Source organism: Micromonospora citrea (assembly GCF_900090315.1).
GTDB lineage: Bacteria > Actinomycetota > Actinomycetes > Mycobacteriales > Micromonosporaceae > Micromonospora > Micromonospora citrea.
This window is the reverse complement of record NZ_FMHZ01000002.1, coordinates 2,386,234-2,411,547: the sequence shown is the minus strand read 5'-3', so window position 1 is coordinate 2,411,547 and position 25,314 is coordinate 2,386,234. Positions and strand designations below refer to the sequence as shown.

General features: G+C 73.9%; 22 protein-coding genes, 1 tRNA gene and 1 other RNA gene. 19 read left to right on the top strand and 5 right to left on the bottom strand.

Going from position 1 to position 25,314, the window contains the following annotated elements; genetic code table 11:
* The first annotated feature begins 238 nt into the window (after positions 1-238).
* The 10 genes from pruA (at position 239) to GA0070606_RS10910 (ending at position 9,368) form a co-directional block, all read left to right on the top strand.
* The gene (gene pruA, locus GA0070606_RS10955) at positions 239-1,867 is read left to right on the top strand and encodes an L-glutamate gamma-semialdehyde dehydrogenase (RefSeq protein WP_091097370.1); all 1,629 of its coding nucleotides are present in this window, start codon (positions 239-241) and stop codon (positions 1,865-1,867) included.
* A gap of 88 nt (positions 1,868-1,955) precedes the next feature.
* Entirely contained in the window at positions 1,956-2,759 is an 804-nt protein-coding gene (locus GA0070606_RS10950) for a tryptophan 2,3-dioxygenase (RefSeq protein WP_091097369.1), read from the top strand.
* 120 nt (positions 2,760-2,879) lie between these two features.
* A complete protein-coding gene (locus tag GA0070606_RS10945) occupies positions 2,880-3,395 on the top strand; it encodes a PadR family transcriptional regulator (RefSeq protein ID WP_091097366.1) in 516 nt (171 codons plus the stop codon).
* 274 nt (positions 3,396-3,669) lie between these two features.
* Positions 3,670-4,791, top strand: coding sequence for a peptide chain release factor 2 (prfB, locus tag GA0070606_RS10940; protein ID WP_091097364.1), 1,122 nt, complete (start codon positions 3,670-3,672; stop codon positions 4,789-4,791).
* A gap of 118 nt (positions 4,792-4,909) precedes the next feature.
* Positions 4,910-5,590: a cell division ATP-binding protein FtsE gene (ftsE, locus tag GA0070606_RS10935; RefSeq protein WP_091097362.1), complete on the top strand. Its 681-nt coding sequence runs from the start codon at positions 4,910-4,912 to the stop codon at positions 5,588-5,590.
* Between the two features lie 66 nt (positions 5,591-5,656).
* Complete coding sequence (gene ftsX, locus GA0070606_RS10930) at positions 5,657-6,532, top strand: permease-like cell division protein FtsX (RefSeq protein ID WP_091097360.1); 876 nt, start codon at positions 5,657-5,659, stop codon at positions 6,530-6,532.
* A gap of 137 nt (positions 6,533-6,669) precedes the next feature.
* Positions 6,670-7,149, top strand: coding sequence for an SsrA-binding protein SmpB (smpB, locus tag GA0070606_RS10925; RefSeq protein ID WP_091107577.1), 480 nt, complete (start codon positions 6,670-6,672; stop codon positions 7,147-7,149).
* Between the two features lie 106 nt (positions 7,150-7,255).
* Positions 7,256-7,631: a transfer-messenger RNA gene (gene ssrA / locus GA0070606_RS10920) on the top strand.
* Positions 7,632-7,873: 242 nt separating this feature from the next.
* Positions 7,874-8,344, top strand: a complete 471-nt coding sequence (locus GA0070606_RS10915) for a hypothetical protein (RefSeq protein ID WP_091097358.1) — start codon at positions 7,874-7,876, stop codon at positions 8,342-8,344.
* Between the two features lie 40 nt (positions 8,345-8,384).
* Positions 8,385-9,368 (top strand): hypothetical protein, encoded by a 984-nt coding sequence (locus tag GA0070606_RS10910; RefSeq protein ID WP_091097356.1) that lies wholly within the window; start codon positions 8,385-8,387, stop codon positions 9,366-9,368.
* A 51-nt stretch (positions 9,369-9,419) separates the two neighbouring features.
* Here the strand turns inward: GA0070606_RS10910 and mdlC are convergent, their stop codons facing one another.
* Positions 9,420-11,015: a benzoylformate decarboxylase gene (mdlC, locus tag GA0070606_RS10905; RefSeq protein ID WP_091097354.1), complete on the bottom strand. Its 1,596-nt coding sequence runs from the start codon at positions 11,013-11,015 to the stop codon at positions 9,420-9,422.
* Between the two features lie 59 nt (positions 11,016-11,074).
* Positions 11,075-11,878 (bottom strand): S-methyl-5'-thioadenosine phosphorylase, encoded by an 804-nt coding sequence (locus tag GA0070606_RS10900; RefSeq protein WP_091097352.1) that lies wholly within the window; start codon positions 11,876-11,878, stop codon positions 11,075-11,077.
* Between the two features lie 151 nt (positions 11,879-12,029).
* Between GA0070606_RS10900 and GA0070606_RS10895 the strand changes: the two genes are divergently transcribed.
* Positions 12,030-12,620, top strand: a complete 591-nt coding sequence (locus GA0070606_RS10895; protein WP_091107575.1) for a YqgE/AlgH family protein — start codon at positions 12,030-12,032, stop codon at positions 12,618-12,620.
* Positions 12,621-12,756: 136 nt separating this feature from the next.
* Positions 12,757-12,829: transfer RNA gene (locus GA0070606_RS10890), tRNA-Ala, on the top strand.
* Positions 12,830-13,017: 188 nt separating this feature from the next.
* Here GA0070606_RS10890 and mgrA read toward each other — a convergent pair.
* Positions 13,018-14,013, bottom strand: coding sequence for an L-glyceraldehyde 3-phosphate reductase (mgrA, locus tag GA0070606_RS10885; protein ID WP_281190635.1), 996 nt, complete (start codon positions 14,011-14,013; stop codon positions 13,018-13,020).
* 83 nt (positions 14,014-14,096) lie between these two features.
* Here mgrA and GA0070606_RS10880 point away from each other — a divergent pair, with 83 nt between their 5' ends.
* The 3 genes from GA0070606_RS10880 to GA0070606_RS10870 all read left to right on the top strand — a co-directional run bounded on the left by GA0070606_RS10880 (position 14,097) and on the right by GA0070606_RS10870 (position 17,652).
* Positions 14,097-15,065, top strand: a complete 969-nt coding sequence (locus GA0070606_RS10880; protein ID WP_091097347.1) for an aldo/keto reductase — start codon at positions 14,097-14,099, stop codon at positions 15,063-15,065.
* 545 nt (positions 15,066-15,610) lie between these two features.
* Positions 15,611-16,855, top strand: coding sequence for a sensor histidine kinase (locus GA0070606_RS10875; RefSeq protein WP_091097346.1), 1,245 nt, complete (start codon positions 15,611-15,613; stop codon positions 16,853-16,855).
* Positions 16,856-16,986: 131 nt separating this feature from the next.
* A complete protein-coding gene (locus GA0070606_RS10870) occupies positions 16,987-17,652 on the top strand; it encodes a response regulator transcription factor (protein WP_091107573.1) in 666 nt (221 codons plus the stop codon).
* On the opposite strand, the gene GA0070606_RS10865 is transcribed toward GA0070606_RS10870, so the two are convergent.
* The gene (locus GA0070606_RS10865; RefSeq protein ID WP_091097344.1) at positions 17,636-18,391 is read right to left on the bottom strand and encodes a MerR family transcriptional regulator; all 756 of its coding nucleotides are present in this window, start codon (positions 18,389-18,391) and stop codon (positions 17,636-17,638) included. The two genes, GA0070606_RS10870 and GA0070606_RS10865, sit on opposite strands and share 17 nt — an antisense overlap.
* Before the next feature lie 66 nt (positions 18,392-18,457).
* Here GA0070606_RS10865 and GA0070606_RS10860 point away from each other — a divergent pair, with 66 nt between their 5' ends.
* The 4 genes from GA0070606_RS10860 (at position 18,458) to GA0070606_RS10845 (ending at position 24,386) form a co-directional block, all read left to right on the top strand.
* On the top strand, positions 18,458-19,759 hold the full coding sequence (locus tag GA0070606_RS10860) for a DUF6194 family protein (RefSeq protein ID WP_091097342.1): 1,302 nt from the start codon (positions 18,458-18,460) through the stop codon (positions 19,757-19,759).
* 83 nt (positions 19,760-19,842) lie between these two features.
* Entirely contained in the window at positions 19,843-20,910 is a 1,068-nt protein-coding gene (locus GA0070606_RS32460; RefSeq protein ID WP_091097340.1) for a hypothetical protein, read from the top strand.
* Positions 20,911-20,970: 60 nt separating this feature from the next.
* Complete coding sequence (locus GA0070606_RS10850; protein WP_091097338.1) at positions 20,971-22,428, top strand: magnesium chelatase ATPase subunit I; 1,458 nt, start codon at positions 20,971-20,973, stop codon at positions 22,426-22,428.
* Positions 22,429-22,430: 2 nt separating this feature from the next.
* A complete protein-coding gene (locus GA0070606_RS10845) occupies positions 22,431-24,386 on the top strand; it encodes a VWA domain-containing protein (RefSeq protein WP_091097336.1) in 1,956 nt (651 codons plus the stop codon).
* Positions 24,387-24,660: 274 nt separating this feature from the next.
* Here the strand turns inward: GA0070606_RS10845 and GA0070606_RS10840 are convergent, their stop codons facing one another.
* A complete protein-coding gene (locus GA0070606_RS10840) occupies positions 24,661-25,233 on the bottom strand; it encodes a TetR/AcrR family transcriptional regulator (protein WP_091097334.1) in 573 nt (190 codons plus the stop codon).
* Positions 25,234-25,314 lie beyond the last annotated feature (81 nt).

Below are 25,314 nucleotides of genomic sequence, written 5' to 3'. Positions count from 1 at the left end.
CAGTTCACCGGCCACCCAGCGTACGCGCCCGTCGGGCCCGGACTCCCGGCCCACGGAGCGCAGCCGCCCGCCCCGCGGGCGGCGGTCGGTGGTGGTGGGGCGGGCGGCGGGTCGTGGAAGAATCGGGCGAGGTCCCGCCGCCGCGACCGGTCCACCCCCGCGGCGTCCGGCCCCGGCCGTCCGGTCGGTGCCCGCGGGTCCGATTTCGCCATCGCCGTCGAGATCGCCAGGAGCCCTGATGGACGCCGTGTTCTCCGTACCCGAGCCGCGCAACGAGCCGGTGCGCAACTACGAGCCGGGCAGTGCCGACCGGGAACGGCTCCAGCGGCGGCTGGCCGAGCTGGCCGCCGAGCGGATCGACCTGCCGATGACCATCGCCGGCGAGCGGCGGATGGCCGCCGGCGAGTCGATCGACGTGGTGCAGCCGCACAAGCACGCGCACGTGCTCGGCGTCACCGCCCACGCCACCCACGACGACGCCCGCGCGGCGGTCAAGGCCGCCAAGGACGCCGCCCCGATGTGGCGGGCGCTGCCGTTCGAGGAACGGGCGGCGATCTTCCTGCGCGCCGCCGAGCTGCTCGCCGGCCCCTGGCGCGACACCCTGAACGCGGCCACCATGCTCGGCCAGTCGAAGACCGCCATCCAGGCCGAGATCGACTCGGCCTGCGAGTTCGTCGACTTCCTCCGCTTCAACGTGCACTTCGCGCGGAAGCTGCTGGAGGAGCAGCCGATGTCCTCCCCGGGCGTGTGGAACCGCTTCGACCACCGCCCGCTGGAGGGCTTCGTCTACGCGATCACCCCGTTCAACTTCACCGCGATCGCCGGCAACCTGCCCTCGGCGCCGGCCCTGCTGGGCAACACGGTGGTCTGGAAGCCGGGCCCGACCCAGCAGTTCGCCGCGCACTTCACCATGCGGCTGTTCGAGGCGGCCGGCCTGCCCCCCGGCGTGATCAACATGGTCACCGGGCGCGGCGAGGAGGTCTCCGACGTCGTGCTCGCCGACCCCGACCTGGCGGGCATCCACTTCACCGGCTCCACCAAGGTCTTCCAGCACCTGTGGAAGACCGTCGGGGAGAACATCTCCCGCTACCGGGGCTACCCGCGACTGGTCGGCGAGACCGGCGGCAAGGACTTCGTCGTCGCGCACACCAGCGCGGACGTCGACGCCCTGCACACCGCGCTGATCCGGGGCGCCTTCGAATACCAGGGCCAGAAGTGCTCCGCGGCGTCCCGGGCGTACGTGCCGCGGTCGCTCTGGGAGGGCGGGCTGCGCGACCGGCTGGCCGCCACCACGGAGTCCCTCACCTACGGCGACGTGGCCGACTTCGCCAACTTCGGCGGCGCGGTGATCGACGCCAAGGCGTTCGACAGGCACACCGCCGCGCTGGAGCTGATCGCCGGTGACGACGCCTGCCGGGTCGTCGCGGGCGGCACCGCCGACGACTCCGTCGGATACTTCGTCCGGCCGACGCTGTTCGAGTGCACGGACGCGGCGCACGAGACGTTCACGACCGAGTACTTCGGGCCGATCCTCGGCGTGCACGTCTTCGACGACGCCCGCTTCGACGACGTGGTCGCGCAGGCGGAGTCGATCGCGCCGTACGCGCTGACCGGGTCGATCTTCGCGACCGACCGTCGGGTGGTCGACGCGGTGGCCGAGAAGATGCGGTACGCCGCCGGCAACTTCTACATCAACGACAAGCCGACCGGCGCGGTGGTCGGGCAGCAGCCCTTCGGCGGCGCCCGGGCCAGCGGCACCAACGACAAGGCCGGCTCCTGGCACAACCTGATCCGGTGGATGTCGCCCCGGACGATCAAGGAGACCTTCGTCGCGCCGACCGACCACACCTACCCCCACATGGGCTGAGGCGTGCGGACGGGCCCCTTCCGCGTACGGGAAGGGGCCCCTTCCCGCCGGCGGGCGGGGTTGGGGCGGCGGCGGTACCGTGGCCGCTGTGACCCACCCCACCCCCGCGCGCGATCCCCACTTCGGTGAGCAGGGTGGCCTGCTCACCTACAGCGACTACCTGCGGCTGGCCGACCTGCTGGCGGCCCAGGTGCCCGAGTCCGACCCGGCCTCCCACGACGAGCTGCTCTTCATCACCATCCACCAGGTCTACGAGCTGTGGTTCAAGCTGCTGCTCTCCGAGCTGACCGACGCCCGGGACCGGATGCTGGACGGCGAGACCTACCTCCCCCGGGTGCGGCTGGAGCGCTGCCACGTCGTGGAGCGGGTGCTGGTCGGCCAGGTCGACGTGATCGACACGATGACCCCGCAGGACTTCCTGGCCTTCCGCACCAAACTCGCCCCGGCCTCGGGCTTCCAGTCGGCCCAGTTCCGGGAGATCGAGTTCCTCTCCGGCCTCAAGGACCCGGGCTACCTGCGCCGCTTCCGTGGGCTGCCCGACGCGGAGCGGGAGCGGCTGGAACGGCGGCTGGCCGAGCCGAGCCTCTGGGACGGCTTCCTGGCCGTGCTCGGCGGGGCCGGTTTCGACGTCTCCGAGGCGGAGGCCCGATTCTCGGCGTACGCCACGATCGCGGCGGACCGGGAGCGCTTCGGGCCGCTGTGGGACCTCGCCGAGGCGCTGGTCGCGCACGACCAGGCGTTCTCGCTGTGGCGGGCCCGGCACGTGCTGATGGCGGAACGGCAGATCGGCACCAAACCGGGCACCGGTGGCTCGGCCGGCGGGGCCTACCTGCGCTCCCGGGTGGAGACCCGGTTCTACCCCGAGCTGTGGGAGCTGCGCAGCCGACTCTGAGTGCCGCGCGGGGCTCCGGCGCGGACTGTCTCGCGCCGACAGTGCACATAGGAAGCCCTACCGGGTGGCGAAACCGTGAAATCCTGGACGCCACGACGGCAAAGTGGCAGCGTGAGGGGCATGGCGGATTCCGGAGTCAACCCCACGGCGGCGGCCCTGCTCGGGCTGCTCCACGAGGGCCCCATGACAGGTGGCCAGTTGATGGCCGCCGCCGAGCGACGGCTGGCGCCGTACTGGTCGATGACCCGTAGCCAGGTCTACCGCGAGCTGCCGGTGCTGGCCGAGCGGGGCCTCGTCCGGATGGGCAAGCCCGGGCCGCGCTCCAGTCAGCCGTACGCGATCACCGCGGCCGGGAAACGGACATTTTCCCGCTGGCTGGCGGAGGACCCGGGCCGGGACACCATCCGCAACCCGATCGCCCTGCGGATCGCCTTCGGCAACCTGCACTCGGCCAGCCAGCTCAAGAACCTCCAGGCCGCGGCCAACGAATACCACACCGAGGCGCTCGCCAAGGTCCGCGAGCAGGTCAAGAACGCCAAGAAGGAAGGCGAGACGTACGACGCCAGCGCGCTGGAGTTCGCCGTCGCCTACCACAAGGCGGCCCTGTCCTGGCTGAAGAGCGCCCCGGTCGGCTGACCCACCCGCCCCGGTCCGCCCCACCTCCTCGCACGCGCGGCGAACTCTTTCGCTCGTGACTGCGGGGCTCGCAAGCTCACTCCTCGCACGCGCGGCGAACTCTTTCGCTCGTGACTGCGGGGCTCGCAAGCTCACTCCTCGCACGCGCGGCGAACTCTTTCGCTCGTGACTGCGGGGCTCGCAAGCTCACTCCTCGCACGCGCGGCGAACTCTTTCGCTCGTGACTGCGGGGCTCGCAAGCTCACTCCTCGCACGCGCAGTACCCTTGTCTGTCGTGACCGCTGCCGATTACGCCGAACAGCTCAAGGACCTCGACGCCACCCTGCGCAACATCGAGTCGGTGCTCGACATCGACCGGCTGCGGCAGGACAAGGCCCGCCTGGAGCAGGAGGCCTCCGCGCCCGACCTGTGGGACGACCAGGCCAAGGCGCAGCAGGTGACCTCGCAGCTGTCGTACGTCAACGGTGAGATCAGCAAGCTCGGCAGCCTCCGCTCCCGCCTCGACGACGCCTCCGTGCTGCTGGAGCTGGCCGAGGCCGAGTCCGACCCCGGGGTCCTCACCGAGGTCGAGACGGAGATCGCCGGGCTGACCAAGGCCATCCAGGAGATGGAGGTCCGCACCCTGCTCTCCGGCGAGTACGACTCCCGGGAGGCGCTGGTCGCCATCCGGGCGGGCGCCGGCGGCGTGGACGCGGCGGACTTCGCCGAGATGCTCCTGCGGATGTACCTGCGCTGGGCCGAGCGGCACGGCTACCCGACGGAGGTCTACGAGACCTCCTACGCCGAGGAGGCGGGCCTCAAGTCCGCCACCTTCACGGTCAAGGTCCCCTACGCCTACGGCACGCTCAGCGTCGAGTCGGGCACCCACCGGCTGGTCCGGATCAGCCCGTTCGACAACCAGGGCCGCCGGCAGACCAGCTTCGCCGGCGTCGAGGTGCTGCCGGTGGTGGAGCAGACCGACCACATCGACATCCCCGAGAACGAGATGCGGATCGACGTCTACCGCTCGTCCGGCCCGGGCGGGCAGAGCGTCAACACCACCGACTCCGCCGTGCGGATCACGCACATCCCGACCGGCATCGTGGTCACCTGCCAGAACGAGAAGTCCCAGCTGCAGAACAAGGCGTCCGCGCTGCGGGTGCTCCAGGCCCGGCTGCTGGAGCGCAAGCGCCAGGAGGAGCAGGCCAAGCTCCAGGGCCTGAAGACCGACGCCGCCGGCTCGTGGGGCGACCAGATGCGCTCGTACGTCCTGCACCCCTACCAGATGGTCAAGGACCTGCGGACCGAGCAGGAGACCGGCAACCCGTCCTCGGTCTTCGACGGCGACCTGGACAGCTTCATCGAGGCCGGTATCCGGTGGCGCAAGCAGCAGCAGATCGCCGGCGACGCAGCGTGATCGATCGCGGGCGGAGCGCGTCGTCGATCTCCGCGATCCGCACCAAATAGATGACTCGACTCGCAACGGCGGGGCGTGGGGCTTGGCTCCCCGGTTACACCGCGTAGACTCACCACCCGTGATTCAGCTTGAGCAAGTGACGAAGACGTACCCGAAGGCGTCCCGGCCTTCGCTCGACAACGTGTCCGTCTCGATCGAGAAGGGCGAGTTCGTCTTCTTCATCGGTCCATCCGGCTCCGGCAAGTCCACCATCATCAAGCTGCTGCTGCACGAGGTCTCGCCCAACAAGGGCCGGGTCATCGTCAACAGCAAGGACGTCACGTCGATGCGCTCGTGGAAGCGACCCCACTTCCGGCGTTCCATCGGCTGCGTGTTCCAGGACTTCCGGCTGCTGCCGAACCGCACCGCGTACGAGAACGTGGCGTTCGCCCTCGAGGTGATCGGCAAGACCAAGGCGGTCGCCCGCCGGGTCGTGCCGGAGGTGCTGGAGCTGGTCGGGCTCGGTGGCAAGGAGCACCGCTACCCGCACGAGCTCTCCGGTGGTGAGCAGCAGCGGGTGGCCGTCGCCCGGGCGTTCGTGAACCGCCCGCTGATCCTGCTCGCGGACGAGCCGACCGGAAACCTGGACCCGGACACCTCGATCGAGATCATGCGCCTGCTGGACCGGATCAACCGCACCGGCACGACCGTCGTGATGGTCACGCACGACTCCAACATCGTGAACCAGATGCGCCGTCGGGTCATCGAGATCGAGAGCGGCCGCATCGTGCGCGACCAGGCCCGCGGCGTCTACGGCTGAGCCGACGCCACCCCCTGCGCAGCCTGACGACGAACACCTCATGCCGGAGACCCGGAGGAAATCCCGATGCGCGTGAAATACGTCCTGTCCGAGGTACTGGTCGGACTGTGGCGCAACGTGACCATGACCATCGCGATGATCATCACGATGGCGGTCTCGCTGACCATGCTCGGCGCCAGCGGTCTCATGTACCGCCAGGTCGACGACATGAAGGACCTGTACTACAAGAACATCCAGGTCTCGATCTTCCTGAACCAGGAGGTGACCCCCGAGCAGCGTGACGCGCTGGCCGCCAAGCTGGAGGGCGACCCGCTGGTCAAGGAGACCATCTACGTCAACAAGGACGAGGCCTACAAGCGCTTCCAGGAGATGTTCCAGGACGCTCCGGACCTGCTCAGCGCGGTCAAGGCCGACAGCCTGCCCGAGTCGTTCCGGCTCACGCTCAACAATCCCGAGCAGTACAAGAGCATCTACGACCAGTACAAGGACGCCGAGGGCGTCGACGAGATCGTCGACCAGTCCCGGCTGCTGGACAAGATCTTCGACATCCTCACCTCGATCCAGAACATCGCCCTGGCCGCCGCGATCGTGATGGCCGTCGCCGCGCTGCTCCTGGTCGCCAACACGATCCAGGTCGCGGCGTACAGCAAGCGGCGCGAGGTCGCGGTCATGAAGCTCGTCGGCGCGTCGAACTGGTTCATCCAGGCGCCGTTCGTGCTGGAGGCCGTGGTCGCCGGCCTGATCGGCTCGCTGCTCGGCCTGGTGGCCCTGATCGCGGCGAAGTATCTGCTCTTCGACGGTTCGCTCCAGGCGTTGCAGGGCCTGCTGTCCCCGGTGGGCTGGGGCGACATCCTGGTGATGTTCCCGCTGATGGCCGGCGTCGGCGGCCTGGTCAGCGCGGTCACCGCCTGGGTCACCCTCCGCTTCTACCTGCGGGTCTAGTCTCCGTACGGCTCGACGGACCCTCCCACGCCGGCGGAATAAACGGCGCGGGAGGGTCCTTGTCGTTCGGGTAGCATGATCTCCGCTCCGCGGCCGGTCGCCCGGGCGCGGATCACACGGAAGAGGGGGTGGCGCCGATGCCACGGGAAAAGGGACGCAAGGTCGTCGCCTCCAACAAGAAGGCCCGGCACGACTACTCGATCCTCGACACCTACGAGGCGGGCATGGCGCTGACGGGCACCGAGGTCAAGTCGCTGCGGGCCGGGCGCGCGTCGCTGGTCGACGCGTTCGCGCAGGAGCGCAACGGCGAGCTCTACCTGCACGGCATGCACATCCCGGAGTACACGCAGGGCACCTGGACCAACCACGAGCCCCGGCGGACCCGCAAGCTGCTGCTCAAGCGGCTGGAGATCGACCGGCTGATCGGCAAGACCCGCGAGGGCGGCCTGACCATGGTCCCGTTGCAGGTCTACTTCTCCGACGGCTGGGCGAAGGTGGAGATCGCCCTGGCCAAGGGCAAGAAGTCGTACGACAAGCGGCAGGACCTCGCCAAGCGGGACGCGGACCGGGAGATCGCCCGGATCGCCGGCCGGCGCGGCAAGGGGATGGATGACTGATCTGTCCGCCTGTGTCCGGGTCGGCGCGTCGAGCCGGGGCTCGGGATGAAACCCGTTGCGGCAGGCGTTACGCTTGTCAGTGCCGCCACAACCGGCGGCCTGTCGAGGGGGTGACTGGTTTCGACTTCGTACGTTGCGGCAGGGGAAGCGAGCCGAGGAAGCCGACGTCGTCTCGAGAATCGTTCGTCGGAAACCAATAAGCGCCAAGAACAATCGCGCTGACTTCGCTCTCGCCGCCTGAGGCGAGTAGCAAGTCTGTCGGCCTGGGAGCGCCTTCGACCCAGTTAGCCGGCATCAGCTAGGAGGCTGGCCAATCGGACCCGGTCGCGGGGTCCGTGCGGCGAGATCAATCAGCGACTGGGCCCGTCACACCGACTCGCTCGCGTGATCGGAGGGGCCGAGTAGAGGCACAGCGAGCTGCGCTCGGAGAAGCCCTGACAAGGCGGCGAAGGACCCGGGTTCGATTCCCGGCACCTCCACCACCGGACGATGCGCCCCGGTCCACCGGACCGGGGCGCATCGTCGTATCCGGACCCGGGGCCCCGCCCGTAGGGCCAGGGCCACGCCACCGGGACGGGAGGGCCGCCGCGCCCGCAGGGGCCACCGGGGCCCGAGGGGCCGCTGGGGCCATCGGGACCGATGAGGTGCGCACGGCCCCTGGACAGGGCGAACGCGACGGGTCCACCATCGCTGTACGCGGTCAGACGCGACGCGGGAGGTGCCCATGGTCACCGGTCCGATCCAGCAGCCGTCCACCGTCCAGGGGGCGCTCCGGCCGCCCGCCGCCCGCCGGCCCCCCGTCACCCTCCTCGGTGACCTGCGCGCGCTCACGCGGGCCCTGGCGGCCCCGCCCACCGAGCCGAACTGGCGGGAGCGGGTCCTGCTCCGGCTCGGCCCCGTGCGGCGGGGCTTCGCGGAGCACGTCCGGGCCACCGAGGGGCCCGCCGGCCTCTACGCCGAGCTGCTCGGGCACGCGCCACGGCTGGAACGCGGCGTGCGGCGGCTGGCCGGGGAGCACGCCGCGATCGCCGCCGCGCTGGCGGCCCTGCACCGGGCGGCGGAACTGCCGGAGGCGTCGGCCGACGACCTCGTCGTCCGGGCCGGGCGGCTGGCGAGCGCCCTCGCCGGGCACCGGCAGCGCGGCGCGGACCTGCTCTGGCAGGCGTACGAGACGGATCTCGGGGGAGAGACCTGAACACCGGGAACCGGCGGCGGCGGCCCGGCGTCCAACCGACATGCGCCGTACCGCCGCCCTGCTGGGCCTGCCACTGCTGATGATCGTCGCCGGTTGCGCCGCGGCCGGGTCCAGACCCTCCGAGCTCTCCGACGGCGACCCCCGCCGGATGGCGTTCATGTCCCGGGCCACCGAGGTCGCCGGGGCGTGGCGGCCGGGCCCGGAATGGACGACCCGATACGTGCCCCTGCAGGATCCGACGGTGCTGGTCGGCGATCCGGGCTTCACCCCGGACACCGAGGCGGCCTTCCGCAACGGCTGGTACCGCGAGCAGATCGAGCTGCCCACCGCGAAACCCGCCGACGGCACCGTCAGGTTCCCGGACGGCACCCTCACCGTCCCGCTGATCAGCGCGGCCACGGCCTACGGGCAGCTCGACCAGGGCGACCCGCCGCCGTGCGCCGGCCGGCCGAAGGGCCCCGCCGGGCCGACGTTCCCCGGCCGGCCCGGCAAGCCCGGCACCGGCGGCCCCACCGTCGAGCCGGGGCCGGACGGCCCGGTCAGCAGCGCCCCGAACACCGCCTGCGTCCCGCTGACGGTCACCGCCGTGAAGCTCGGCACCGCGCCCGTGCGGACCAGCCGCGGCGAGGCGCAGGTGCCCGCGTGGCTGTTCACCGTTGAGGAGCTCTCCGCGCCGGTGGCCCGCCTGGCCGTGGCCCCGGAGGCGGTCACCGCCGCGCCCGAGCCGACGGCCCCGGCGAAGCCGGGCCCGCAGGGCGTGGTCGGCGCCCAGGACCTCCGGGCCGTCGACGGCGCCACGCTGACCTGGCGGCTCGGGGTGGGCAGCTGCGACACGGCGATCATCCCGCTGGTGCGGGAACACGACGACGTGGTGGTGGTCGGCGGCGGCGCCACCACCGCGACCGGCCCGTGCACGATGATGCTGAAGCTCGAACCGGTGACCGCCTCGCTGAAGGCGCCGCTCGGCGACCGGCCGGTGCTCGACGTGCTCACCGGCGCCCCGCTGCGCCTCACCACGGGCTGACGCCCCGCCCACCGACGCGGCCGGTCAGCACCGGGTCGCCCCGGCGGCGCCTCACAGGAGCCGGGGCACCTCGGTGCTGACCGGCACCGGCAGCACCGTCGGCCCGTCGGCGCGCAGCCCGGTGGCCAGCGCGTCGCCGAGCTGGTCGGGGGTCTCCACCACCGAGGCCGCGCAGCCGTAGCCCCGGGCGATGGCGGTGACGTCCAGCCCCGGCAGGTCCAGGCCGGGCACGCCGGGCGTCTGCTTGAAGTCGGCGAAGGCCTTCAGGATGGCGTACTGCTGGTTGACCGGCACCACGACGACCAGCGGCAGGCGCAGCCGCGCGGCGGTCCAGAGGGCCTGCACCGAGTAGTGGAACGAGCCGTCGCCGACGACCGCGACCACCGGGCGGCCCCGGCCGGTGTCGCGCTGCGCCAGCGCGATGCCGACCGCCGCCGGCAGTCCGTACCCGAGGCCGCCGCTGGCCATCGTGAAGTACGACCCGGGCGAGGTGCTGGGCAGCCGCCGGCGCAGTGCCGGCAGGCTGGACGGCGACTCCTGGACCAGGATCCCGTCGGCCGGCCAGTGCCGGGCCAGGGCCGCGAAGAGCGCGTCCGGGGCCAGCGGCAGCCCGTCGGGCGGCGGGGTCGGGGCGGGGCGCGGCGGCGGCGCCGGCCGGTCCGCCGCCGGCAGCAGGTCCACGAGGGCGGCCAGGGCCAGCCCGGCGTCGCCGAGCAGGCTGTCGCCGACCGGGGCGCGGGCGGCCTCGTCCGGGTCGTCCGTGACGTGCAGCAGCCGGGCGCCGTCGGGCAGGTGGTCGCCCGGCACGTGCGGGTAGTAGCGGAACACCGGCGCGCCCACCACCAGCACGGTGTCGTGCCCGTCCAGCGACTCCGCCAGCGGCCCCATCGCGAAGGGCAGCACCCCGCGGAAGTTCGGGTGGTCCTCGGGGAAGGCGGCCCGCTCCGGGGCGGGGGCGGACCAGACGGGCGCGGCGAGCAGCTCCGCCAGGGCCACGGCGGCCGGCCACCCGCCGGCCCGGTCCACGGCCGCGCCGAGCACCAGCGCGGGCGCGCGGCTCGCGGCCAGCACGGCGGCGAACTCCCGCAGTCGCCCGGGGTCGGGCGCGAACCGGGTGGCCACCGTACGCACCTGCGGGGGCGGGCCGGCGGGCTGGGCCCAGTCGTCCAGCGGCAGCGAGAGGAAGACCGGCCCGGCGGGCGGCTGCACCGCGGTCGCGTACGCCCGCATCAGCGCCGCCGGGACGTCCTGCGCGCGGACCGGCTCGTGGCTCCACTTGACGTACGGCTGCGGCAGCTCGGTGGCCCGCCGGCTGGTCAGGCGGGGTTCGAGCAGCAGCATCTCCCGGGTCTGCTGGCCGGCGGTGACGATCAGCGGGGTCCGGTTGTGCCACGCCGTGACGAGGTTGCCCATGCCGTTGCCCGTGCCGGGCGCGGTGTGCAGGTTGACGTGCGCCGGCCGGCCGGTGGCCTGGGCGTAGCCGTCGGCCATCCCGACCGCCGACGCCTCGTGCAGGGCGAGCACGTAGTGGAAGTCGTCCGGGAAGTCCCGCAGGAACGGCTCCTCGGTGGAGCCCGGGTTGCCGAAGACGGTGGTCAGACCGAGGGCGCGCAGCAGGTCGTACGTGGTGTCGCGGACCGTTGCCATCGCCCCTGAATCTATCGGGACGGCTCAGGCGTTTCGGGCGTTTCCCCCGCGCCTGCCCCTCAGGGCAGGGCGAAGGGCAGATTGATGCCGTCCAGCGCCCGGCCGCAGTCGCAGTCGCGTTCGGCGGGCAGCGCGGCGATCGCCTCCAGCAGCAGGCCCCGCAGCCGGTCGGTGTTCTCGCCGAAGACGCGGAACACCTCCTCGTGGGTCACCGCCTCGCCGCCCTCCACGCCCGCGTCGTGGTCGGTGACCAGGGCGATCGAGGAGTAGCAGAGGGCCAGCTCGCGGGCGAGCACCGCCTCCGGGTGCCCGGTCATGTTGACCACCGCGCCGCCCATCGAGGCGTACCAGCGCGACTCCGCGCGGGTGGAGAAGCGCGGGCCCTCGACCACCACCACAGTGCCGCCGTCCACCGCCGGGACGTCGCTCCGGGCCGCCGCCGCGAGCAGCGTGCGCCGGCCGGTCGGGCAGTACGGATCGGCGAACGAGACGTGCACCGCGCCCCGGTCGTAGTAGGTCTGCGCCCGTCCGCTGGTGCGGTCGATCAACTGGTCCGGCACCACGAACGTGCCCGGCCCGAGTTCCGGCCGCAGCCCGCCCACCGCGCACGGGGCGAGCACCTGGCGTACGCCGAGGGAGCGCAGCGCCCAGAGGTTGGCCCGGTAGGGGATCAGGTGCGGCGGGTGCCGGTGGTCGCGGCCGTGGCGGGGCAGGAAGGCGACCCGCCGGCCGGCCACCTCCGCCACGGTGACGGCGTCGGACGGCGGCCCGTACGGCGTCTGCACCTCGTGCTCGGTCGCCCCGTCGAGCAGTGCGTAGAGCCCCGAGCCCCCGATCACCGCGACCTCCGCCGTGACTCCCATCGGTCCTCCCTCATGTCTGTCGATCACCCGACCGTCAGACCTTAGCCACCGTCCCGGGGGCAGGCTAAGGTGCCAGGCATGGCGTTGACAGCGCGGACGGCACCGGTGCCCCCGGGCGTCCCGGTGCGGTCGGTCTGACGGGATGTCCGGCATGCAGGGAGAGGGGCAGGCGATCGGCGGGCGGGCTACGGGGTCGATGACCGGGCGGCTGCTGGTCGCGACGCCGGCGCTCAAGGACCCGAACTTCGACCGTACGGTCGTGCTGCTGGTCGCGCACGAGCCCGGCGGCGCCCTCGGCGTGGTGCTCAACCGGGCCACGGAGGTGCCGGTCGCCGACGTGCTCGGCGACTGGAGCGACCTGGCCCGTCACCCGGCCGTGCTCTTCGAGGGCGGGCCGGTGCAGCCCGACTCGGCGATCTGCCTGGCCCGGCTGCGTCACCCGGTGCAGCGGCTCAAGGGTTTCCAGCAGATCTCCGGCGCGGTCGGCACGCTCGACCTGTCGGTCGACCCGGAACGGCTGCGGGAGGGCGTCGGCGGCATCAGGGTCTTCGCCGGCTACTCCGGCTGGGGTTCCGGCCAGTTGGAGCAGGAGATCGAGGACGGCTCCTGGTTCGTGTTCGACGCGCTGCCCGGCGACGCCTTCGTCGACCGACCGGACGACCTGTGGCCGATGGTGCTGCGCCGGCAGGGCGGCATGATGGCGGCGGTCGCCCACTTCCCGCCGGACGTGGCGCTCAACTGAGCCGTGGACGCGGCGCGCGGCTGAGCCGTGGACGCGGCGGTCGACCGGGCCGCCGGTGGGTGGGGACCCCGCGAGATGACCATGCGGCGGCGGCTGTGTATAGTTCTCTCGTGCCCGGGCGACCGGGACGAGGCAAGGGGCCGTGGCGCAGCTGGTAGCGCACCACACTGGCAGTGTGGGGGTCAGGGGTTCGAGTCCCCTCGGCTCCACCCTTGGAGCAACGGGTCAGCGGCCCGGTCGATTTCGTCGACCGGGCCGCTGATTCGTTTCCCGGGCCGTGCCCGTTCCCGCGAGGCGGCGTGGCGACGGCGGCCCGTTTCCGCGCCACGGCGGCCCGTTTCCGCGCCACGGCGGCCCGCCCGACGGCGAGTGGCCGCCCGGCGACGGTCCGCCCGGCTCAGCCGAGGTGCCGTTCGATCTCGGCCAGTTCCTCGGCGGTGAGGTCGAGGTTGTCCAGCGCGGCGATGTTCGCCTCCAGCTGCGGCACGCTGCTCGCCCCGATGATCAGGCTGGTCATCCGCGGGTCGCGCAGCGCCCAGGCGAGCGCGAGCTGGGCCAGCGACTGGCCGCGCCCCGCCGCGACCGCGCCGAGCGCCCGGATGGTGGCCATCCGCCGCTCGTCCAGGTCGCTCTCGTCGAGGAAGACGCTGGTGCGTACCCGGGAGTCCTCGGGAATGCCGCCCAGGTAGCGGTCGGTGAGCAGACCCTGGGCGAGCGGGCTGTAGGCGATGCAGCCGGCGCCGACCCGCTCCAGCGTGTCCAGCAGGCCGTCCGCCTCGGTCCAGCGGTTGAGCATCGAGTACGAAGGCTGGTTGATCAGCAGCGGGGTGCCCAGGTCGCGCAGGATCGCGGCGGCCCGCTCGGTCTGCGCCGAGTCGTAGTTGGAGACGCCGACGTACAGCGCCTTGCCGGAGCGGACGACGGCGTCGAGCGCGCCCATCGTCTCCTCCAGCGGAGTGTCCGGGTCGAAGCGGTGCGAGTAGAAGATGTCGACGTAGTCCAGCCCGAGGCGGCGCAGCGACTGGTCCAGGGAGGCGACCAGGTACTTGCGTGAGCCCCACTCGCCGTACGGGCCGGGCCACATCAGGTAGCCGGCCTTGCTGGAGACCACCAGCTCGTCCCGGTACGCCTTGAGGTCGGTGGCGAGCATCCGGCCGAAGTTCTCCTCGGCGGCGCCGGGCGGCGGCCCGTAGTTGTTGGCCAGGTCGAAGTGGGTCACGCCGAGGTCGAAGGCGCGACGGACGATGTCCCGCTGTCGCTCGTACGGCCGGTCCGGGCCGAAGTTGTGCCACAGCCCGAGCGAGATCGCGGGCAGCCGCAGACCGCTGCGCCCGCTGCGGCGGTAGGTCATCTGGTCGTAGCGGTCGTCCGCGGCGAGGTAGGTCACGACCAAGACCCTATGCCCGTCCGGTTCCGGCTGGCACGGACCGCGGCGAAGGGGACTGGCGGAGGGGACGTCGGGGTAGTTTCGGGACCATGCGTTTCGTCCCGGTCGACACCCCGAAGCCCCTGTCCAAGATCGGCCTCGGCACCTGGCAGTTCGGGTCCCGGGAGTGGGGCTACGGCCCCGGGTACGAGCGCCGCGCGGCCGAGATCGTCCGACGGGCCGTCGACCTCGGCATCACCGTCTTCGACACCGCCGAGCTGTACGGCTTCGGGCGCAGCGAGCGGATCCTCGGCGAGGCGCTCGGCGACGACCGGCACAAGGTCGTGCTCGCCACCAAGATCTTCCCGGTGCTGCCGGTCGCCCCGGTGGTGCAGCAGCGGGCGGTCGCCTCCGCCGCCCGGCTCGGCGTCGGCCACCTCGACCTCTACCAGGTGCACCAGCCGCACCCGCTGGTCGCCGACCACACCACCATGCGCGGCATGCGCGCGCTGCAGGACGTCGGGCTGGTCGGCGAGGTCGGCGTCAGCAACTACGGCCTGCGCCGTTGGCAGGTCGCCGAGGCCGCGCTCGGTCGGCGGGTGCTGAGCAACCAGGTCCGCTACAGCATGATCGACCGCGGGCCCGAGCACGACCTGCTGCCGTACGCGAAGCGGGCCGGCCGGGTGGTCATCGCGTACAGCCCGCTGGCGCAGGGCTTCCTGTCCGGCCGCTACGACGCGAAGAACCCGCCGAGCGGGGCGGTGCGCCGGGCCAACCCGTACTTTCTGCCCGAGAACCTGGAGCGCGGCGCGCCGCTGATCGACACGCTGCGGCAGGTGGCCGACGCGCACGACGCGACCCCCAGCCAGATCGCCCTGGCCTACCTGCTGCGCCACCCCTGCGTGGTGGCCATCCCCGGCGCCTCCGGTGTCGAGCAGGTCGAGCGGAACGCGGCGGCCGCCGAGATCGACCTGGCCGACGACGAGTACGCCGCGCTGGCCCGCGCGGCCAGGGAGTTCCGCCCGATCACGGGCCTGGCGGCGATGCCCCGACTGCTGCGGGCCAGAGCCGGCCGCTGAGCTCGACGGTACTGTCGCGCGCTGATCCCCGGCTGGTCCCGCCGGCCTGCTGGTGACCTGGTCTCCTGTCGGATTCTGTCGGTCTGGCCCTGGCGGCCTTGTTGCCGGCGCGCGAGCGGTACGTTCGGTGTCGGTCGGCTGCCGGGGTGTTGTCTGTCGGCCCCTGTCGAGCTGATGTCGTAAACGACTCAGGCATCCGCCTGCCGGGTGGCGCGCCGTTCGATGCTTCGCTGGCCTGTCGGCGTGGGGTGGCTTGCGGTGGGGTTCGGGGGTCGTTGGCCTGTCCGGCGCCAGGCCGCTCGCCGTGGGGTTCGGGGTCGCTGCCTGCCGACGTCAGGCCGCTTGCCGCTGGGTCCGCGCCTCGCCGGTCATCGGCCGGAGATGGGACGCGGTGTCCGCCGCTCGCAGGCCCTGCCAGGCCTGATGTCGTAAACGACTCAGCTCGAAAGGGCGGCGAGGGCACACCTGGGGCCGGACCAGCGCCGCCGCCGATCTCCCCGACGAGGGGGAGTCGGGTCCGGGTGGGGCGGCGGGAGAATGGGCGGGTGAAAGCCCGCACGGTCCTCTCTCCGCTCGTGGCCGGCAGCACCTGGCGGCGCGGCGTGTTCCTGCTGCTCGGCGGGGTGCTCGTGCTGCCGTACGTGCTGCTGGTGGTGGCCTTCGCGCAGATGCTGACCCGGGCCGACGCCCCCCGGCCGCTGGTGTTGGGGTTGCTCCTCGTCGCGGCGACGATCGCGGCGGTCCCGATCTTCCTCGACGGCCCCCGGGCGCTGGAGATCGCCGCCGTGCGGGCCCTGCTCGGCGTCGACCTGCCGGATCCGGCGCCCGGGCACGCCGCCGACCGGGAGACGCGGCTGCGTTCCGCGCTGTGGATCGGACTGCACCTCGTCAGCGGCGGGCTGGTGGTGGCCGCGCTGTTCAGCGCGGTGCCGATGGCGCTGGCCTTCATCGGGCAGCAGTTCGGCCTCGACACCGGGATGACCACCGGGGACCGGTTCGGGCCGTTCGACGGGCGGGACACCGGCTGGCTGACGCTCATCGGGGTCGTCGTGCTGGTGGCGCTCGGCTACGCCGTCGCCGGGCTGGGCGCGTTGGCCGTCTCGATGGCCCCGGTGCTGCTCGGCCCGGCGCAGGCGGAACGGATCGCCGCCCTGGAGGCCCGGGCGGCCCGGCTCGCCGAACGCAACCGGCTGGCCCGGGAACTGCACGACTCGGTGGGGCACGCGCTCACGGTGGCGACCCTCCAGGCGGGGGCGGCCCGCGAGCTGCTCGACCGGGACCCGGAGTTCGCCCGGCGAGCGCTGACCGCCATCGAGGAGGCGGGGCGTACCGCGATGGACGACCTGGACCACGTGCTCGGGCTGCTGCGCGAGCCGGGTGGCGGGCGGGCCGCGCCGGCGCCGCAGCGTACGCTCGCCGACCTGGACCGGCTGGTGGCCGACACCCGCGCGGCCGGCCTGTCGGTCGACGCGCGGTGCGAGGGCGACCTCGCCGGCCTGCCGGCGGCGGTCTCCCGGGAGGGCTACCGGATCGTGCAGGAGGGGTTGACCAACGCGGCCCGGTACGGTCGGGGGCCGGTCGCGCTGCGTCTCGGCGTGCGGGCCGACGCGCTGGAGCTGGAGCTGGACAACGCGGTGGGTCGCCGCCGTCGCGCCGACCCCGGGCGGGGCGGTCGGGGCCTGGACGGGATGCGGGAGCGGGTGCTGCTGCTGGGCGGCCGGCTCACGGTCGGCCCGGACGGCGACCGCTGGCGGATCCGGGTGACGCTGCCGTTCGAGGGGACCAGATGACCGAGACGACCGGGACCACGACACCGATGACCGAGACCACGACCGAGACGACCGGGACCACGACCGAGACGACCGGGACCACGACCGAGACGACCGGGACCACGACACCGATGACCGGGACTACGACACCGATGACCGGGACCACGTCACCGACCGGCGTGCTGATCGTCGACGACGACGAACTGATCCGGGTGGGGCTGCGGGCGATCCTCGACGCCCAGCCCGACCTGCGGGTGCTCGGCGAGGCCACCGACGGCGCGGAGGTGCCGCCGCTGGTCGCCCGACTGCGCCCCCGGGTGGTGCTGATGGACGTGCGGATGCCGGGCATCGACGGCATCCAGGCCACCCGGCGGCTGCTCGCCACCTCCGCCGACCCGCCCCGCGTGCTGGTGGTGACCACGTTCGAGAACGACGAGTACGTCTACGACGCGCTGCGCGCCGGGGCCAGCGGGTTCCTGCTCAAGCGGGCCCGCCCGGCCGAGGTGGTGGAGGCGGTCCGGGTGGTCGCCCGGGGCGAGTCGCTGCTGTTTCCCGCCGCCATCCGGCGCCTCGCCGGAGCGTACGGGGGGCGGGGCGCCGACCGGCTGGCGGCCGCCCGGCTCACCGAACGGGAGGCCGAGGTGCTGCGGCTGATGACCACCGGTCTGTCCAACCCGGAGATCGCCGCGCACCTGGTGGTCGGGGTGGAGACGGTGAAGACCCACGTCGGCAACGTGCTGGCCAAGCTCGGCGTGCGCGACCGCACCCAGGCGGTGATCGCCGCGTACGAGTCGGGATTCGTCACCCCGACGGGCTGAGGCGGGACGGGGCCGGCTCGCTCGGATCCTGCCGCAGGCGCAGGTAGGCGTCGAGGCGGGCGGCGGCGGTGAGCATGGCGCGCCCCCGCTCGGCGAGCCGCCGTCGCCAGTCGGCCAGCGATTCGGCGAGCTTCCCGGCGCTGCCCGCGTCGTGGAGGTGCGCCAGCACGGTGGCGATGTGGCGCAGCGGGTAGCCGCCGCGCCGCAGCAGGTGCGTGAGCTCGGCGTCGCGTACGTCGTCGGCGCGGTAGACGCGGTGGCGGGTGGCGCGGTCGCGTTGCGGCGTGAGGATGCCGGCGCGTTCCCACTTGCGCAGGGCCGCCGCGGTGACGCCCAGCCGGCGGGCGACGGCGCCGACCGGAAGCGGCCGGTCCGGTCGGTCGGCCGCCGGCGTCTCGACGAGGATGCCGATCGCGGCCTCGACGGAGTCGAGCGTCTGCCGGTCCCGGACCAGTTGGGCGTGGCCGGCGTCGATCGCCTCGAAGGCGGCGTCCAGGTCGCCACGGTGGACGGCCCACATGATCGTCCTGGCCGCCATGTGGCCGTACGCCGGGACCAGCGCCAGGTAGGCGTCCAGGGCGGCGGCGTGCGCGTCCTGGTAGACCCGGTAGCCGCTCGCGGTGCGCTGGGCGGGCGGGAGCAGCCCGGCACCTTCGTAGTTGCGGACGGCCTGCGCGGAGATGCCGTGCGCCCGAGCCAGGTCGGCGGGTCGGCTTCGCACCGCCTTTTGAGGCTTCATGACAGGTATCCTGCTCTGCTTTCGGGCCAAAGTCTCAACAGCACGTTCAACGATACGGTCGAAGTCATGGAATTCGACCTGGATGTCCTGCTGCAGTCCCGTACCCACCCCGTGGAGGTCCTCGCCCTGGGCACGCCGGCGCCCGGGGAGCCGGCGTTTCCGCGTCTGCGGAACCAGATCTTCGCGCGCCTCGCCGAGCGGGGCTTCCGCTCCATCGCCGTGGAGTGCGACCGGGCCGCCGGGCTGGCGGTCGACGCGTACGTCCGGGGCGCCGGCGGGACGCTCGACGACGTGCTGGCCGCCGGTCGCGGCTTCGGTGGGCCCGCCGCCGACCGGGAGCTGGTGGAGTGGATGCGGGCGTACAACGAGTCGGTGCCGCCGGACGAGCGGCTGGCGTTCCACGGCTTCGACGCGTTGCGGGAGTCGACCACCGTGCCCGAGCCGGCAACCGGGCGGACGTCCCCGCCGGCCGGGGCGCGCGACGTCGGGATGGCGCGGAACCTGCTGGACGTCCGCTCCCGGGAGGAGCGGCGCGGCCCGACCCTGGTCTTCGGCCACACCCGGCACCTGCGACGGCATCCCGGCCCCCGCCCGGCCGGTGCGGACGTCGATCCGTCCGCCGGGGCGATCGTCGCCGACGCGCTCGGCCGCCGCTACGCGCTCGTCGTCTTCAGCCTCGGCGCCAGCGCCGCGTTGCGGTTGGCGGCGCCGGCCGACGACACGTTCGAGGGCGTGCTGGGCGCGGCCACCGGGCAGGGGCCGGTCTTCGCGGCGGGCCGCCTCGCCGAGCTGGCGGGCCCCGCCCGGGTGCGGACGGACGCGCCGGCCGACCAGGACTACCTGCCGCTGGCCGCCGACACGCTCGCGGACTGCGACGCCGTGTGGCACGTGGACCGGTTCCCGGCGGCCGCGGCCGCCGTCGCCGCCCGGATCCGCGAGCTGCCCGGGGTGACCGAGCAGCAGGCCGGCCCGGAGACGCCCGCGCCCGAGGCGGCCTGGGACGAACGCTTCTTCTTCGCCGGCTCGGAGCGGCGCCGTCCCTTCGCCACCATGGTCGGGCACGACTCTCCCGGCTTCGACGAGGAGTCGCGGCTGGACCGCGCCGGGGTCTACCGGCTCAACATCGAGCTGGGCCGCGCCGCGTTCGAGGAGGAGTTCGGCTACCCGCCCCGGGAGTTCGCCGAGCACCGCGCGGGGATCGACTTCGCGCTGCTGGACGTGGTCGTTCCCCATCCGGTCTACGCGGCGCAGGGCTGGGCGTGCGTCGTCAACCCGGGGGCCGCCTCGTCCGCGCGGGTCGAGCGCCTCCTCGCGTCCGCGCACCAGCGGGCGGTCGAGCGTGAGCAGCGCCGGGCACAGCGCGGGTAGCCCGCCGGGCCTCACTCCCCAGGGGGAGCGGGTTCACCGCCGCACGGGAGGGATCGCGGGGTCGGTCGGCCGAGGCTGAGGGCATGACGACGACCCTTCCGCCCACCCGCCGGCCGGTCGTGCCCCGGCCGGACCGGTTCGCCCCGCTCGCCGCCGCCTGGCTCGGCCTGTGGGGCGTGCTCGCCCTGGTCTCCACCGTCACCGGCGCCGGCTACCCGTTCGGGGCGAACGATCCCGGCGGGGCCATGAGCCTGCTGCGGGGGATCCCGGCCACCGTCGGGCCGCCGCTGTTCGCCGCGCTGCTGCTCGGCGCCGCGGTCGCCGCGCTCGCCATGACCGGCGGGCGGCGTCCGGGCCGCGCGGTGCGCACGCTGCTGTCGGCGTACGCCTGGGCGGTCGCCGCCCTGCTGGCCGTCGTGGTGCCCGACGTGGGGGTGCTGACCATCCTCGGGTACGCCCCGATCCTGATCGTCGGGGCGCCGTTCGGTTGGCCGCCGGTGGACTACGCGGACGTCTTCACCTGGGCGCTGTTCGTCCGGTTCGCGGCCGTGGTCGGCGGGGTGCTGCTGGCCGGGGCGGTGCTGACCTGGCGACGGCGCACCGCCGGCGCCTGCCCCGGGTGCGGGCGCGACGGCGTCGACCACGGCTGGACCTCGCCCGCCGCGGCCGCCCGCTGGGGTCGCTGGGCCGTCGGGGTCGCGGCCACCATTCCCGCCCTGTACGCGGTGACCCGCCTCGCCTGGGCGGTCGGCGTCCCGCTCGGCATCGACCGGGCGTTCCTCGACGAGATGCGGGACACCGGAACGGTCTGGGCGGGCGCCGGGCTGGGCGGGTTCGCGCTGGTGGGGGCGGTCCTCACGCTCGGGCTGGCGCAGCGCTGGGGCGAGCGGTTCCCGCGCTGGACGCTCGGCCTGGCCGGGCGGGCGGTGCCGGTGAAGCTGGCCGTGGTCCCGGCCACCCTGGTCGCGGTGGCGGTCACCGCGGCGACCCTCGGGCTGCTCGCCACCCCCGAGTTCTGGGACTTCGGCGGGGCCAGCCTCGCGACCGCGCCGATGCTGCTGTGGCCGTTCTGGGGTGTCGCGCTGGGCGCGGCCACGTACGCGTACCACCTGCGTCGCCGGGGCACCTGCCGGCGCTGCGGTCGCGGCTGAACCGGGCCGGCGGCGGGGTGCCCGGTCGACGGACCGGGCACCCCGTCGGCGTGAGCTAGCGTGGGTCGGGTGACTGCGCCTTCCCCGGTTACCCCGGTCCCACCGGCCGACCTGCCCGGCACGCTCGGCGCGCTGCGGGCGGCCGGCCACGCGTACCGCACGGTCAAGCAGGAACTCCGCGACAACCTCCTGGCCCGGATGCGTTCCGGCGCCGAGCGTTTCCCCGGCATCGTCGGCTACGACGACACGGTGCTGCCCGAGGTCGAGCGCGCGCTGCTCGCCGGGCACGACACGGTGCTGCTCGGCGAGCGCGGGCAGGGCAAGACCCGGCTGATCCGCTCGCTGGTCGGGCTGCTCGACGAGTGGACCCCGGTGATCGCCGGCTCGGTGCTCAACGAGCACCCGCTGCACCCGCTCACTCCGGCCTCGCGGGCGCTGGTCGCCGAGGCCGGCGACGACCTGCCGGTCGCCTGGCTGCACCGCTCGATGCGGTACGGCGAGAAGCTGGCCACCCCGGACACCAGCGTCGGCGACCTGATCGGCGACGTCGACCCGATCCGGATCGCCCAGGGACGCACCCTCGGCGACCCGGAGACCATCCACTTCGGCCTCGTCCCGCGCACCAACCGGGGCATCTTCGCCGTCAACGAGCTGCCGGACCTGGCCGAGCGGATCCAGGTGGCGCTGCTCAACGTGCTGGAGGAGCGGGACATCCAGGTCCGTGGCTACCAGCTGCGGCTGCCGCTGGACCTGTTCCTGGTGGCCAGCGCCAACCCGGAGGACTACACCAACCGGGGCCGGATCATCACCCCGCTCAAGGACCGCTTCGGCGCCGAGGTGCGCACCCACTACCCGGCCGACCTCGACCTGGAGCTGGCCCTGATCCGGCAGGAGGCCGACCTGGTCGCCGAGGTGCCGGAGCACGTGCTGGAGGTTCTCGCCCGGTTCGCCCGGGCGGTGCGGGAGTCGCCGTCGGTGGACCCGCGCTCCGGGGTCTCCGCCCGGTTCGCCATCGCCGCCGCCGAGACGGTCGCCGCCGCCGCGCTGCGCCGCGCCGGCCTGCTCGCCGCCGCCCCCGAGGGGGTACGCCCCGAGGCGCCGGTCGCCCGGGTCGGCGACGCGGTGTCGGTGACGTCGACGCTGCGCGGGAAGGTCGAGTTCGAGAGCGGCGAGGAGGGGCGGGAGGTCGAGATCCTCGGTCACCTGCTGCGCACCGCGACCGCCGAGACGTTCCGGGCCCGGCTGGCGGGGCTGGACCTGTCGGGCTTCACCGCCCTCGTCGACGGGGACGCGGTGATCGAGACCGGCGAGCTGGTCGGCTCCGCGGAGCTGCTGCGCCAGGTGGGCACCGTCCCCGGGCTGGCCAAGGCGCTGGACCGGCTGGGCCTCGGCGACGCGCCCACCCCCGAGCAGGCCGCGGCCGGCGTGGAGTTCGTGCTGGAGGGGCTGCACCTGACCCGCCGGCTCGGCAAGGACGTCACCGACTCCGGCCGGACCCGCTACGGCGGCCGGGCCTGACGATGGCCGGCAACCGGTTCCGGTACGGGCAGTGGCGGGGCGGCCCCGATCCGCTCGCGCCCCCGTACGACGTGCGGGGCGCGGTGGACGCCGTCGGCGCCGAGGTGCTGGCCGGCGGCAGCCTGCGGGAGGCGCTGCGCGACCTGCTGCGTCGGGGCCCCCAGGGGCGCGGCGGTCTCGACGACCTGGCCGCCCGGGCCCGGCGGCTGCGTCGGGAGGCGCTGCGCCGGGGCGACCTGGACGGGGCGGTCACCCGGGCCCGGGCCCTGCTCGACCAGGCGCTCGCCGCCGAGCGGGACGAGCTGCGCGGTCGTGGCGACGACGACGCGCGGTTCGCCGAGGCGGTGCTGGACAACCTGCCCCGCTCGACCGCGCGGGCGGTGGAGGAGCTGGCCGGCTACGAATGGGCCAGCGACGAGGCCCGCCGGACGTACCAGCGGATCCTGGACGGGCTGCGCGACGACGTGCTGGGCCAGCGCTTCGCCGGGCTGCGGGACGCGGTGCGCGCGTCGGCGGATCCGGGCGCGCAGCGGCGGCTGGCCGAGATGATGCGCGACCTGAACGACCTGCTGGCCCGGCACGCCCGCGCGGAGGACACCACCGACGCGTTCGCCGAGTTCATGCGCCGGCACGGCGAGTTCTTCCCGGAGCGGCCGGCCGACGTCGACGAGCTGGTCGACGTGCTGGCCCGGCGGTCGGCCGCCGGTGAGCGGCTGATGCGTTCGCTCTCCGACCGTCAGCGCGAGGAGCTGGCCGGCCTGATGCGGCAGTCGCTCGGCGACCGGCTCGCCGGGGAGCTGGCGGCGCTGGACGCCAACCTGCGCGCGCTCCGCCCCGACCTGCACCCCGGCCGCGGTGAGCGGGTGCGCGGGGAGCGGCCGCTCGGCTACGGCGAGGCCGCGGGCGCGCTCGGCGAGATCGCCGAGCTGGACGAGTTGCTCGACCAGCTCGACCAGGAGCATCCGGGGGCCACCCTGGACGACGTCGACGTCGACGCGGTGGCCCGGACGCTGGGTCGGGACGCCGCCGACGACGTACGCCGGCTGCGGGAGCTGGAGCGGGAGCTGCGCCGGCAGGGCTGGGTGAGCCGGGACGCCGACGGGCTGACCCTGAGCCCGAAGGCGCTGCGCCGGCTCGGCGGCACCGCGCTGCGGCGGGTCTTCGCCGACCTGACGGCCGGGCCGCGCGGCCAGCACGACCTGCGCTCGGCGGGCGCCGCCGGCGAGGTCAGCGGCGGTTCCCGCCCGTGGGAGTACGGCGACGAGCAGCCCCTGGACGTGGTGCGCACGCTGACCCGGGCCGTCCGCCGGGCCGGGACGGGCGTGCCGGTGCGGCTGGCCGTCGAGGACTTCGAGGTGGTGGAGACCGAGCGGCGGGCGTCGGCGGCGGTGGCGCTCTGCGTCGACCTGTCCTACTCGATGATCTCGCAGGGCCGGTGGGGCCCGATGAAGCAGACGGCGCTGGCGCTGGCGCACCTGATGACGACCCGGTTCCCGCAGGACGCGCTGCAGATCGTCGGCTTCGGCCGGGAGGCGCTGCCGCTGACCGAGCAGGAGTTGGCCGCCGTCGAGCCGGACATGCAGCAGGGCACGAACCTCCAGCACGCGCTGCGGCTGGCCGGCCGGCACCTGCGTCGGCACCCGGACGCCGAGCCGGTGGTGCTGGTGGTCACCGACGGGGAGCCGACCGCCCACCTGGACCCGGACGACGGGGAGGCGTTGTTCCACTGGCCGCCGCTGCCGGAGACGATCGAGGCGACCGTCCGCGAGGTGGACCGGCTGACCCGCTACGGCGCCACGCTCAACCTCTTCATGCTGGGTGACGACCCCGGCCTGCGTCGTTTCGTCGACGCGGTGGCCCGCCGCTCGAAGGGCCGCCTGTTCACCCCCGACCTGGAGGACCTCGGCGAGTACGTCGTCTCCGACTACCTGCGCGCCCGCGAGCCGCGCCGCCGCTGACCTCGTCGGGGCGGCCCGTGCCGGCCCTGTCGCGCCGCCCGCTCGACGCGCGGACCGGCCCGCTCGTCGCGCCCACTCGTCGCGCGGACGCCGGTCCGCTCGTTGCGCCCGCTCGTGGGGCGGACGCCGGTCCGCTCGTTGTGCCCGCTCGTCGAGCGGACGCCAGCCCGCTCGGGCGGGCGCGTCCGGTGATTCCGCTCGGCCGGGCCGGCACGACGAGGGTCGCCGCCCGGGCGGGGCGCGGCCCGCCCGTGGCCGCGCGGGCCGGTGCCGGTCAGGGTCTCGGGGCGGCGCCGTGCAGGAGGGTGTCCAGGATGCGGGCGGCCAGCTCGTCGGGGTCGCCCGGCGACGCCGGGGCGCCGTTGATCGTCTCGTGGATGAGCGCCAGGTAGACCCGGCGCGTCCAGTCCAGGTCGACGTCCGGGCGGAGCAGCCCGGCCTGTTGTGCCCGCCGCAGCACCAGCTCGCATCCGGCGTGGACCTCCTGCTGGTGGCGCACGGTCGACGGATCGTCGCTGGGCTGGCCGAGCGCGAACGGCCACCGGGACTTGATCTCCAGGATGGTCGCGGTGGCCTGGTGGAGGGCGACCAGGGGCGGCGCGGTGGCCGGCCGGGCGGCGGCCACGGCGGCGCCCATCTGCGCCCAGGCGTCCCGGGTCATGCTGGCGATCAGCGCGTCGCGGCTGGCGAAGCGCCGGTGCACCGTCGTGCGGGCGACCCCGGCCGCCTCGGCGATCTGTTCGATGGTGGCGGCCGGGTTCGCCGCCAGCAGCCGCTCGGCGGCCTCCATGATCGTGCGGATGCTGCGTTCGGCGTCCGCACGCAGGCGCCGCTGGCCCTCTGCCATCCCGTCTCCCCTTCGCTGATATCGGAAACAATACGCCACGACCTGGATCTACAACCAACTGCGACATGGTGTTGCAGTTTA

What these genes read in the sequence shown, in the direction of transcription:
- pruA (WP_091097370.1), top strand. Translation starts at nt 239, where the DNA reads ATGGACGCCGTGTTCTCCGTACCCGAGCCGCGCAACGAGCCGGTGCGC.
- GA0070606_RS10945 (WP_091097366.1), top strand. Translation starts at nt 2,880, where the DNA reads ATGGCGGATTCCGGAGTCAACCCCACGGCGGCGGCCCTGCTCGGGCTG.
- ftsX (WP_091097360.1), top strand. Translation starts at nt 5,657, where the DNA reads ATGCGCGTGAAATACGTCCTGTCCGAGGTACTGGTCGGACTGTGGCGC.
- smpB (WP_091107577.1), top strand. Translation starts at nt 6,670, where the DNA reads ATGCCACGGGAAAAGGGACGCAAGGTCGTCGCCTCCAACAAGAAGGCC.
- GA0070606_RS10915 (WP_091097358.1), top strand. Translation starts at nt 7,874, where the DNA reads ATGGTCACCGGTCCGATCCAGCAGCCGTCCACCGTCCAGGGGGCGCTC.
- GA0070606_RS10910 (WP_091097356.1), top strand. Translation starts at nt 8,385, where the DNA reads ATGCGCCGTACCGCCGCCCTGCTGGGCCTGCCACTGCTGATGATCGTC.
- mdlC (WP_091097354.1), bottom strand. Translation starts at nt 11,015, where the DNA reads ATGGCAACGGTCCGCGACACCACGTACGACCTGCTGCGCGCCCTCGGT.
- GA0070606_RS10900 (WP_091097352.1), bottom strand. Translation starts at nt 11,878, where the DNA reads ATGGGAGTCACGGCGGAGGTCGCGGTGATCGGGGGCTCGGGGCTCTAC.
- GA0070606_RS10895 (WP_091107575.1), top strand. Translation starts at nt 12,030, where the DNA reads ATGCAGGGAGAGGGGCAGGCGATCGGCGGGCGGGCTACGGGGTCGATG.
- GA0070606_RS10880 (WP_091097347.1), top strand. Translation starts at nt 14,097, where the DNA reads ATGCGTTTCGTCCCGGTCGACACCCCGAAGCCCCTGTCCAAGATCGGC.
- GA0070606_RS10870 (WP_091107573.1), top strand. Translation starts at nt 16,987, where the DNA reads ATGACCGGGACCACGTCACCGACCGGCGTGCTGATCGTCGACGACGAC.
- GA0070606_RS10865 (WP_091097344.1), bottom strand. Translation starts at nt 18,391, where the DNA reads ATGAAGCCTCAAAAGGCGGTGCGAAGCCGACCCGCCGACCTGGCTCGG.
- GA0070606_RS10860 (WP_091097342.1), top strand. Translation starts at nt 18,458, where the DNA reads ATGGAATTCGACCTGGATGTCCTGCTGCAGTCCCGTACCCACCCCGTG.
- GA0070606_RS32460 (WP_091097340.1), top strand. Translation starts at nt 19,843, where the DNA reads ATGACGACGACCCTTCCGCCCACCCGCCGGCCGGTCGTGCCCCGGCCG.
- GA0070606_RS10845 (WP_091097336.1), top strand. Translation starts at nt 22,431, where the DNA reads ATGGCCGGCAACCGGTTCCGGTACGGGCAGTGGCGGGGCGGCCCCGAT.
- GA0070606_RS10840 (WP_091097334.1), bottom strand. Translation starts at nt 25,233, where the DNA reads ATGGCAGAGGGCCAGCGGCGCCTGCGTGCGGACGCCGAACGCAGCATC.